We start from the raw sequence: 10,423 nt of genomic DNA, 5'->3' as shown, positions 1-10,423 counted from the left end.
GCAGATGGGGCACCCACTCATCGAAACGAAGCATAATGAGATTTGCTAATGAAGCTGTACATCTTTAAATCTCATGCATAGTGAGATGTTAGTGGGTCATTGAGTGCTTTAGTCGCGGTCTTCTTTGTTTCCTTTCTTCGGCTGCAGGAAGAAAGGGAAAGCCCCTGCGGCTTGAGCAGTATAAAGCTTAATTGCCCTTATGTCGGGCCGGCACATCCTTTTTTGAAAAAGGACGCAAAAACTTTATTGAAAGAGGTGATTGCAACGCACCGGAATGAATCTGTTACGCCAGGCTTTCCCTTTTTCAAAGGCCGCCATTTCGCCTTCTTATCAACTCACCCTGACGAGCGACTACTTCGAAACCCTGTTTCGAGTGGAGTGTGACAAAAACTCAATTAGTAGATATACGAGATTCCGCATCAGCAATGATATTGGGGCACCCGCTTTTTGAATGAAGGGAGAAAATATTTGGCACCAAGCCGGGCATCTTTAAATATTTTCCCGAAATGAAAAAGTAGTGGGTCAATGAGTGCTGCAGCGGCGGCATTTTTTGTTTCGTTTTTGCTGCTGCAGGCAAAAATGAAAGGCCATACTGCCTTGGGGAGAAACCCGCAGGGAGAGGGGGATTGTTTTACATCAAAGCAAAAGACTGATGACACAAGACTAAAGTTTTAAAGTGCCATGTGAATCGCTAATAGCTATCAGCTTGTAGCGATTGGCTTTTTACAGCTTCATAAACTCCACCAGGTATTCCACCAGCTTAGTATTAACCGGCAGCGTGCCGTTCGAGTAGGTCGCCATATTCGCCTTTAGTTCCAGGGGTGCATCCTTCAGTACGTGGTTCATACCCTCAATAAGTTGCAGTTGAGCTTTGGGTGCAGCTTCGTGCAGTAGTTGCGCATTGTCAACCGACACTTGTATATCGGTAGTGCCATTGATAAGCAACATCGGGATATCCAGTTTGGCAATTTCATCAGCCGGGTCGTATTGCATCCACGAAATCATATAAACTTGCAGGCTGGGGCGGAAGATAGAATACAGGTAGGGGTTAACCGCTTGTGTGGTTTGTCCCATTCTTAAGGTGTCAAACAGCATGACGGCTTCCTCATATACCTTCTCCGGCAGTTTGGGCTTTAACTGATTCTGCAACACTTGATCAATGGGGCGCCCGGCACCACTAATAGATATAAAACCATCGGCCTTGGTTTGTTGAGCCGCCATCATACCAATGAGTGAACCCTGACTGTGGCCAATAATATACACCTTCTTATATCCCTTATCGCCTTTCAGCAGTTCTATCCATTGCACGGCATCATCAATAAAACGGTCGAAACGCATGTCGTCTTCTGCTATCTTGGCCGGTGCACTCTCACCAACGCCTCGCTTATCGTAGCGAAGTGTTGAGATGCCATTCATAGCCAGCTGTTCGGCCAACAGCTTGTAGGCGTTTGAGTACAAGCTAAAGCCGGCATTACAGTTGCGGTCGGTGGGTCCCGAGCCTGCAATAATCAGGGCTACAGTGCTTTTGTTGGCATCGGCCATGGTTAAGGAGCCATACAGCTCGCCATTGTCGGTACTTAGTTTTATGTTTTCCTCATTTATGGTGGTTTGGGCGGTAGTGGCCAGGCAGAGCAGGAAGGTGCTCAGGAAAGTAAAGAGTTTCATAATATGTGGTTTAGGGTGGAAAAGGTAAAGGGTTTCTTAGCCAAAGTAAAGTGATAAGAAACCCTTCGTTCAATTAAAACTTATAGCCTGCTTTTTGAATATCCTGCAGGTTGTTAATGGGATTTTCAGGTTTCAGATAACGGTTCATATGCTTGTAAATCTTCACCCGTATCTCTTTGGCTGTTTTAGTATCCATCCGGTCAAATGAGTGACCACCCGGCACAGCCTGGTAAATCTCATAGGCGAACTGTTTATTGTCGGCTTTCAGCGATTTAATCAGGTGCTCCACTTCCAGCACATGCACATCGTTATCGTTGGTGTTGGTGTGTATCAGCAGGGGCGTGTTCTTAAATTTATGGGTGTTCCACGCCGGTGAGCGGCGGCGGTATTCCTCCACATTATCGTGTGCCGACTGCCCAATGTGGTAATCGGCCTCGTACAAGGCGCGGTAATCATCGTCATAATAGCCCATGCGTGCCACCAGGTCGCTTACCGGAACACCGGCATAAGCCACTGTATAATCATTGGGGTGTTCAAAGATATTAAAGAGGGTAATCAGTCCGCCATGGCTCCAGCCCATGATGCCTACCCGATTTTTATCCAGAAAGTGGTAGTTTTCCAGCATGTAGTTTTTACTGGCAAATACATCTTCAATCTCCAATCCGCCGTAATCAATCTTTTCGTAATGGCCCTTGCCGTAGCCCGTACTGCCGCGATACTCGGCGGCTACCACCACATAACCCTGGTTCACCAGCTCGCGCACAATATGCGTGTAGTAGGTGGTGAAATCGGCATGCACACCGCCATGGGGTAATACCATCAGCGGGTATTTTTTATTCGTATCCAGGTTTTTGGGAAAGAACAGGTACGACCAGAACTTAACCGGATTGCCAGCGCCCAGTGCCGTGGGGTTTTTCTCTTTCCACTTGGGCGGACCATACATATATACCTTATCAACATAGGCAATGTCGCCTAGTCGTTCGTGCCACATCAGGTCATCCACCATCTTCTCCAGGCGGTCGAGGCGGTGTTGCAGGTTCTCATCATTGGTTTGCAATAAGCTTTCAACAGATTGTTTTTGACTGAAGGCCGATGCAGCAGACAGAAGAAGCATCAGGCTCAGGGTAAGAAGTTTATTCATTGTCGAATGGATTTATATTCAACTCTAAGTAATAAAAAAACATACTCATCAACAATGATAAATGCCTATAAATATGCTCAGACACAATTCAATCCTTCAAGAAGTTGGATTTTCCCACTTGGCGAAGGTGGATTGATGAGAAATGCAGTTTGTGTCTATCTGGATTAGGGGGATTGAAACTCATTTTGTCAAGCCCGATCGGCTTCAGTCCACAACCTACCCAATCTCAACAATGGTAATACCACTGCCACCATACTGCACATGCTCATCGCGAAACGAGCTGACAAAAGGCAGGGTGTTCAACTGCTCACGTATCATCTGGCGCAGTATGCCATTACCTTTACCATGCAATATTTTCACCTCCGATGCCTCGCATATAACAGCCTCATCCAGGTGGTTAAGCACCAGTTGAATGGCTTCTTCGGTACGCTTGCCCCGCACATCAATATCTGGTTTAAAAGTCAGTTTACGCTCACGTACCTTATCTCCCACATTGGATATCGAAGCATTAGGGTTGGTAATGTTGGCCCGCTTAACCGCTTTGTTACTCACACGTTCAAGGCGGTTAATTTTCACAGTTGTACTCAGGCTGCCAAAAGCCACAGTGGCTTCTTTACCCTGAATCTTCAGAATTTCGCCGGGCGTATTTTGTCCTTTGAGCTTGACGTTATCACCCACCTCAAGAGGAGCTTCACTGGCTTTAGGACGCAGTTTTGCTGCGGCTGCTGCCTCATCTGGCTTATTGCTTTTGCGGTTAGCTTTACGCTTCTCGCGCTCTTCAATCTGGCGTATTTTGCGCTCTATCTGTTCGTCTTTCAGCTTTTTGTCAACAGCCGTCTCTTTAAAGTCCTCCAGTTGCTGACGCGCCAGTTTGGTTTTCTCTTTATTGGCCTGTGTTTCCTTAATGGTACGGATAGTGTTTTCTATCTCCTTATTGGCTTTGGATAATAAGAATTCGGCTTCTGACTTGGCTTTGTCCAGTATGTCTTTTCGCTCCTTTTTAATGTTCTGCAGGTCCAGCTGATAGCGTTCCAGCACATCGGCCAGCTTCTTCTCATTTATACGAATGGTATTACGCTTTTGCTCCCAGTAGCGCTTGTCACGCACTATCTCGCGCAGGTTCTTGTCGTAATCAACATGTTCCTGCCCAATCTTTTCCTTGGCGCTCGTCAGGATGTTTTCGGGCAGACCAATTTTGCGGGCTATCTCAAAGGCAAACGATGAGCCGGGCTGGGCTATCTGCAGCTTGTACAGTGGCATAATTCGACCAGTGTCAAACAACATGGCCCCATTCTCAATGCCTTCGGTTTGCGAAGCCATGTGCTTCAGGTTGGTGTAGTGTGTGGTAATGACGCCATACACTTTCTGTTCGTTCAGCTGCTCCAGCACACTCTCGGCAATGGCACCACCCAGCATGGGTTCTGTCCCTGTTCCAAACTCATCAATCAGTATCAGTGTTTGTTGCTGGCTGTAGCGCAAAAAGTGCTTCATATTAAACAGGTGCGAGCTGTAGGTACTCAGGTCATTCTCGATGGATTGCTCATCGCCCATATCCATAAAAATGTGCTTGAAGATACCCATGGTTGAGCCTTCGTCCATTGGCACCAGCAGTCCGCATTGAAACATGTATTGCAGTAGGCCCACTGTTTGCAGACATACTGATTTACCACCGGCGTTAGGTCCCGAGATGAGTAACAAACGCTGTTTGGGGTCCGACAATTCGATGTCTAAAGGTACCACCGGTTTGTTAAGTGGTTTGTGCTGCAGGTACAGCAAGGGGTGAACAGCTTCTTTCCAGATGAAGTTTTGCTGCTTCTTATAATCAGGCAACAGGCCATTAATGCTGATAGCAAAGCGTGCCTTGGCCCTGATGAAGTCGATGGTACCCATAAACCGGTACGATTCCAGTAACTCATCAATATACGGACGTATCACATCAGCCATCTCAATTAGTATGCGGGTCATCTCACGGCGCTCGGCATATTGCAGTTCGCGCACCTCGTTGTTGATTTCCACTACTTCGGCCGGCTCAATAAAAGATGTTTTACCAGTAGCCGACTCGTCCTGCACAATACCACCCAGCTTGCGCTTATTAGCTGCAGGCACAGGAATCACCGCCCGGCCATCGCGTATCGACACCGTGACATCCGCATCCACCAGACCATCTTGCTTGGCGCGTTTAAGTATGGAGCTCAGCTTGCGCGATATGCTGTTTTGCTTATTAAAAATCTCACGACGTATACGGGCCAGTTCGGGTGATGCATTGTCTTTTATCTTGCCAAATTTATTGAGTATTCCGTCAATATTATCCAGAATAAACGGAAACACAGCCACCTCGGCTACCAGCTCTTTCAGTTTCGGATAGTCTTCGTCATCTTTTTTATTAAAAAAGCGGCAGATATCATTGATGGTCGTTAATGAGCGTTTCAGATCAAACAGTTCACTTTCATCCATAAAGCGGCCTTCGGTGCGAATACGGGCCAATGGTTCACGCACATCAATGAAGTAGCCAGTTGGAAAGTTGTCTTCTTCCAGGCATACTTTTTTAAATTCGTTGGTGCGTTGCAGGTTAAGGCTCACTTCATCAAAATGGGTGCTGAAGCTCATCTCATCAACGGCCTCTTTGCCCAATCCACTCATGCAACTCTCTTTCACCAGCTCACGAACGCGGGTAAACTTTATCTTATCTTCGAAACTCTCTGGATATATCACTTCTGTAATTTTGTGCAAAAATAACAAAACAGTGGTGCTTTATAAAAGAAGTAGGAGGAGAACAACGCCTTATTGTAAAAAAAGTGTTAAAAATCTTTTTTTTTCATCCCAGCCACTTGACACCATAATATTAAGGGCGTAATTTAGCTTTCGAATCTAAAAACAACACGGCTCTCCTGGTCCCCAAATATAGAAACATTCGGATGTGTGTGAGGTTTAGGTTAGAATTTTTTTCTTAGAATGTTTCTTTGCCTGTCTCCCCAGACAGGCTTTTTTATGCACTGATATTTTATGGGTTTAATGCAGAATTGGCATAGTGGTCGAGTGCAGCAAAGAGCTTCAGAGGTGATAAAGTGCGCCATTTGACACTGTTGAGTTGCCCACCATATAATATATAATAGTTGAGGTTAATTTTATCAAACTCTTCCAGCACGTGCTGTCTGAAATTGACAGCCATAATCCAGCCATCTTCAATATCGTTGAACCAGTCTTCGTAATAAGCATCATCTGAGTAGTGAAAGTTAAGCACATTCTCGCCAATGAGAATAAATTTGGATATGCCTTTATCTGCCAGGTGCTCCACTACGGTCCGTTTAAGATGCATTATATCATTATACAGGCAATCGTTCCATTCGCCCATCAACTCTATGATAGCAAAGCTCTGTTCGTAACTCACAAATAGTATTTTCAGGTAGAGGGTTTTTGAGCCAAACTCATCCCATTTGGGGTGAATGTAATGGTTGTAGATGGTGTTTCGACACAAGAATGCATCAAACACATCTCCAAAATAGATAGATTGTGGATCCTGATTGGCCAGGTAAACGGTTTCCCAGCGACTAAATGGTTCGATGTTTTGCATATTATGTAATAAGGATGTTGTAATAGCTAATGGGCAAAGGTAAGGTATATGCCTTTATTCATGGGCATTTGCAAAAAGGTTACTGTTAAAAAGTGAGAAAAAATCAGTAAATACCTTGATTTATTTCATGAAAAAAATCTTTAAATCGTGATTTAAGTCTTGTTTTCGCGTTGGGTGGCTTTCTATTTTTGAAACGTAAAACATGACAAAATGAGTGCGTTAAAAAAATTGAAAGAAAGAGGCTACCTGGAACGACGTCGGTATGAGGCGTTATTCTTCTTATTATTCTTTGGAGCTTTTTTTGGCTATCTGGGCCATGTGATGGGAGTGACCAACCTGTTGAATACGCTGATGCGTACAGCTCACGACCTGCTGATGAATACCGTATTTTTCATTATGGGAATTACTGTGCTGACTGGTGCGCTGGGCCGTTTGATGATTGAATTTGGTGTGGTTCGTCTGCTCGAGGTGCTGCTGGCTCCATTGATGCGACCTCTGTTTAATTTACCTGGAGTAAGTGCTTTGGCCGGGTTAATGACTTTCTTTTCAGATAATCCAGCCATTATTAGCTTATCAAATGATAAAAATTTCAGTCGCTACTTTAAAACCCACGAATTAATCTCATTAACCAACTTCGGAACCGCTTTTGGTATGGGACTGATCGTATTGGCTTTTATGACCGGGTTGGGGTATTTCTCCGGGGCTATGATAGGATTGTCGGGTGCGGTGATTGGTGCTGTGATCTCCACACGTTTAATGCAATTTTTTATCAAAAACAGTATTCCTGCCGACAAAGAATTTGAAGGCGAAGGGGATGAGGAAAAGATTTCATTTGAGTCGAAAGGGAGTACTTTCCAGCGCTTTTTAAATGCCATGCTGGATGGAGGTAAGTCGGGTGTTCAACTTGGTTTAGCCATTATACCAGGGGTATTGGTGATTAGTACTATTGTGATGGTGATTACTTTCAAACCTGCTGATGCGGCTATTGGTTATCAGGGGCTGGCTTATGAAGGGGTACCTATTTTACCAAAGCTGGCTGGTTCGGTTGACTGGTTATTCGATTGGTTATTTGGTTTTGAATATCCTGAGCTAATAGCCTTTCCGGTAACCTCACTGGGAGCTGTTGGAGCCGCTCTTTCAATGGTGAAAGCATTTATTGCACAAGGTATTGTAGGTGGTAACGAAATTGCTGTGTTTACAGCAATGGGCATGTGCTGGAGTGGTTATTTAAGTACACATACGGCTATGCTCGATACCTTGAAGTTTAGGGAATTAACTTCGAAGGCCTTGCTGGCTCACACTATTGGTGGATTGTTTGCAGGGATTTCAGCCCATTACATTTTTGTGTTAATGGCTTATTTAGGAATAGTTTAGTAAGTTCGAAATAATGAAAAAAGCGAGAGCGGGCCATGAATTGGTTCGCTCTCGCTTTTTATATGCCGGTTAATTTAAATATTTGCCAAGCGATTGAAGAAGCGATCGATACCCAGCAGGGCCAGAATGCCTGCAATGGTAAAGTAAATAATGGAAGGTAAACTGTTCATGGTAGTGCCCAGGCTTCCCATTTGTTTATATATTTTAGAAAGGTCGATGATTGAGTTGTTGACATTAATCTTATTCCAATAGTCTATAATTACCGAAGCGTCTATCAGGAAACTGATGGCCAGCAAAGCCGCAAATCCGCCAATCATCCACAAACGGTTACGTTTATTGATAATTGGTTTATAGCTGAGGGCATTTTCTGTCCAGTCACTGAAAACCCGGTTCATAGTTTCCGATTTTAATGATGCCGGCGCTTCCTCAAGGCTATATTCCTTAAACAGGTCTTTGATAAGCTCATCATGTATGTCTTCGCTATATTTATCTTTCTCTTTCATGGTCTTAAATCTAAATAAAAGACTTTAATTCTGTACGCAATAGTTGCTCTAATGTTTGTTGCAACTGCTTTCTTCCTCTGTGTAACTTAACTTTTATATTCGATTTACTAAGGCCGGTAGCCTTCTCTATTTCTTCAATGCTTTGCTCTTTATAATAATACAGAATAATTATAAAGGCATCTTCTTCTTTTAGTTCTTTCAGGGCCCTTTTTAATATCACCTTGCGTTCTTGTCGCTCCAGGCGATTCAGGTTATCTGCAAAATTAAACGTGTTTTGTTTATCAACTTCCTGGCTTTCCAGTGTGATGGTTTCTGCTTTACGACTCCTAATCTTCGAAATAGCTGTGTTGTATACTATCCGGTATAACCAGGTTGAAAACTCAGCATCACCTTTAAACTTATCGAGCGACTTATAGGCTTTGAAAAAAGCATCCTGTGCTACTTCTTCTGCTTCCTGATGGTTTTTCACAATACTATTAGCCAAGGTATAGGCCATGTGCTGGTATTTCTCAATTATTTGAGCAAAGGCACTTACATCACCTGCTCTTACCAGCTTAATCAGCTTTATGTCATTTGGGTCACTCATTCATCAAATAGGACGCCTTCAGCGCAAAATTGGTTACACAATTATTGGTAATTTACTCTGAAAGCATTGCAATGGCAAGTATATAAGGGTTTTGCATTTTATTTTTTAAATGAATTGATTTTTCTTGTAACCGCCCTTCATAAGGTGGCGTCCAACGAGTGAGCGCTCCGGGAGAGAACTTGAAAAATGTAAAACTTTAAAATATAGAATTATGGAAGATGTATTAGTACCCTTAGTATTTTTTGGAAGTATTGCAGCCATTATTATTTCATTATCGTATTATAAAAACAGACGATTGGAACGCACTGCACTGATTGCTGCAGGCAAAGAGGCTTCAATATTTGAATATGGCAAACCAAAGCATTACCTGAGCCTGAAATATGGTATGTTGCTGGTTGGAATAGCAGTAGGTATAATTGTGGGTAATGTAGTAAGCGTTAGTACTGAGATGCCCGAAGAAATGGCATTTCTATCAATGATGCTATTGTTTGGCGGAGCTAGCCTGGTATTGTTTTATATTATTCAGAAAACAATGCTGAAAGATGAATAAATAGCTTTATTGAATGGTAAAACAAAAGGCTGCCAGTTATCTGACAGCCTTTTGTTTATTATATCAGTTTGATTTATACAAAACCTCTGGTTTCGGCAATGATAACAAGCAATTCCAGTATTTCGTCATCGCTTAATGCCTTACAGTTAAGCTTGGCATCAAAAAAATCAACATCCAATCGGCCCTTTTCGAAGTAATCACGAAATTGTGCACGTCTTTTATCTTGCACGGTGCACTCTTTTTTAGCTTCGTTTTCGCTCATGTGTTCTTCGTCTGCTACTACTTTTGCCCGCCAGCTTAAAGGCGCCTCCAGTTTCACATGGAAGGAGCGTTCAATGTTCTTAGTGATAGCTTCACCAGCTCGTCCTACAATAATTACATAGCCCTGCTCGGCTTCATCATAAATGTATTTGGCAATGGTGTTTTTAATGGTAGCATTACCCGGGTAAAAATCCTCACTGAAGAACAGTGCTAAGTCTTTAAAGAAACTACTGTGTTTATAGTCGCTCAACTGCTTTACCAGTGTTGTTGATAGTTTTAGCTCTTTGGCCGACTGCTCAAGAATTTCTTTGCTGATCCACCGCCACTCTTTGTTTTCACCGCTGGCATAGCTTTTTGCAGTGAGAATTTCCGCTAGCTTTTCGGCGATGCGTTTCCCGTGACAGCCATATTCCCGCGAAATGGTTATAACCGGTCCGGGTGTACCGATTTTTTTTGGAGGTTTTTCCTGCTTGCCTTCGCGGGCTCCCATGTATTTTAAAAACAGATTGTCCATTGCGCAGTTTTGGTTAGTTACAGCCAATAAGGTAAGAATATTTGACTAAAAAAGAAAGCGCTGATTGAAGTTATAGCAAAGAAAAAGGACAGATTGAGAAACCTGTCCTTACCCTTAATCAGTTCGTTAACTAAATCCAAAATCTATGAAAAAAAATCTACAATACAAAGATGAGGATTAATATAGTGAAGAGGTGTCAATCATCGTTAAACCATGTTAAAGATCAGAGTTGAGGGTAAAAGAAAAGGACAGATTGAG

9 protein-coding genes are annotated in these 10,423 nt (G+C 43.3%); 2 read left to right on the top strand and 7 right to left on the bottom strand.

All coding sequences use genetic code 11. From position 1 onward, the window contains the following. Positions 1-723: 723 nt before the first annotated feature. From KEM09_RS21445 to KEM09_RS21430, 4 genes are all read right to left on the bottom strand, one after another. Complete coding sequence (locus tag KEM09_RS21445; protein WP_212231927.1) at positions 724-1,665, bottom strand: alpha/beta hydrolase; 942 nt, start codon at positions 1,663-1,665, stop codon at positions 724-726. Positions 1,666-1,738: 73 nt separating this feature from the next. After that, positions 1,739-2,806: an alpha/beta hydrolase family protein gene (locus KEM09_RS21440; protein WP_212231925.1), complete on the bottom strand. Its 1,068-nt coding sequence runs from the start codon at positions 2,804-2,806 to the stop codon at positions 1,739-1,741. A 216-nt stretch (positions 2,807-3,022) separates the two neighbouring features. Further along, complete coding sequence (locus KEM09_RS21435) at positions 3,023-5,518, bottom strand: endonuclease MutS2 (protein ID WP_212231923.1); 2,496 nt, start codon at positions 5,516-5,518, stop codon at positions 3,023-3,025. 289 nt (positions 5,519-5,807) lie between these two features. Beyond that, complete coding sequence (locus KEM09_RS21430) at positions 5,808-6,377, bottom strand: hypothetical protein (protein WP_212231921.1); 570 nt, start codon at positions 6,375-6,377, stop codon at positions 5,808-5,810. A gap of 210 nt (positions 6,378-6,587) precedes the next feature. Between KEM09_RS21430 and KEM09_RS21425 the strand changes: the two genes are divergently transcribed. Beyond that, entirely contained in the window at positions 6,588-7,751 is a 1,164-nt protein-coding gene (locus KEM09_RS21425; RefSeq protein WP_212231920.1) for a CD0519/CD1768 family membrane protein, read from the top strand. A 74-nt stretch (positions 7,752-7,825) separates the two neighbouring features. Here KEM09_RS21425 and KEM09_RS21420 read toward each other — a convergent pair whose 3' ends face one another. Continuing rightward, positions 7,826-8,254 carry a hypothetical protein gene (locus KEM09_RS21420; protein ID WP_212231918.1) on the bottom strand — a complete coding sequence of 143 codons (429 nt, stop codon included), beginning with the start codon at positions 8,252-8,254 and terminating at the stop codon, positions 7,826-7,828. Positions 8,255-8,264: 10 nt separating this feature from the next. Then, positions 8,265-8,840, bottom strand: a complete 576-nt coding sequence (locus KEM09_RS21415; protein WP_212231916.1) for an RNA polymerase sigma factor — start codon at positions 8,838-8,840, stop codon at positions 8,265-8,267. A gap of 211 nt (positions 8,841-9,051) precedes the next feature. Here KEM09_RS21415 and KEM09_RS21410 point away from each other — a divergent pair, with 211 nt between their 5' ends. Next, positions 9,052-9,390 (top strand): DUF6249 domain-containing protein, encoded by a 339-nt coding sequence (locus KEM09_RS21410; RefSeq protein WP_212190675.1) that lies wholly within the window; start codon positions 9,052-9,054, stop codon positions 9,388-9,390. 73 nt (positions 9,391-9,463) lie between these two features. Here KEM09_RS21410 and KEM09_RS21405 read toward each other — a convergent pair whose 3' ends face one another. After that, positions 9,464-10,165: a cytidylate kinase-like family protein gene (locus KEM09_RS21405; protein WP_212231914.1), complete on the bottom strand. Its 702-nt coding sequence runs from the start codon at positions 10,163-10,165 to the stop codon at positions 9,464-9,466. Positions 10,166-10,423: the final 258 nt, after the last annotated feature.

Origin of the sequence: Carboxylicivirga mesophila, from assembly GCF_018271975.1 — a bacterium.
GTDB classification, from domain to species: domain Bacteria; phylum Bacteroidota; class Bacteroidia; order Bacteroidales; family Marinilabiliaceae; genus Carboxylicivirga; species Carboxylicivirga mesophila.
This window is presented reverse-complemented; position numbering and strand designations above follow the sequence as displayed.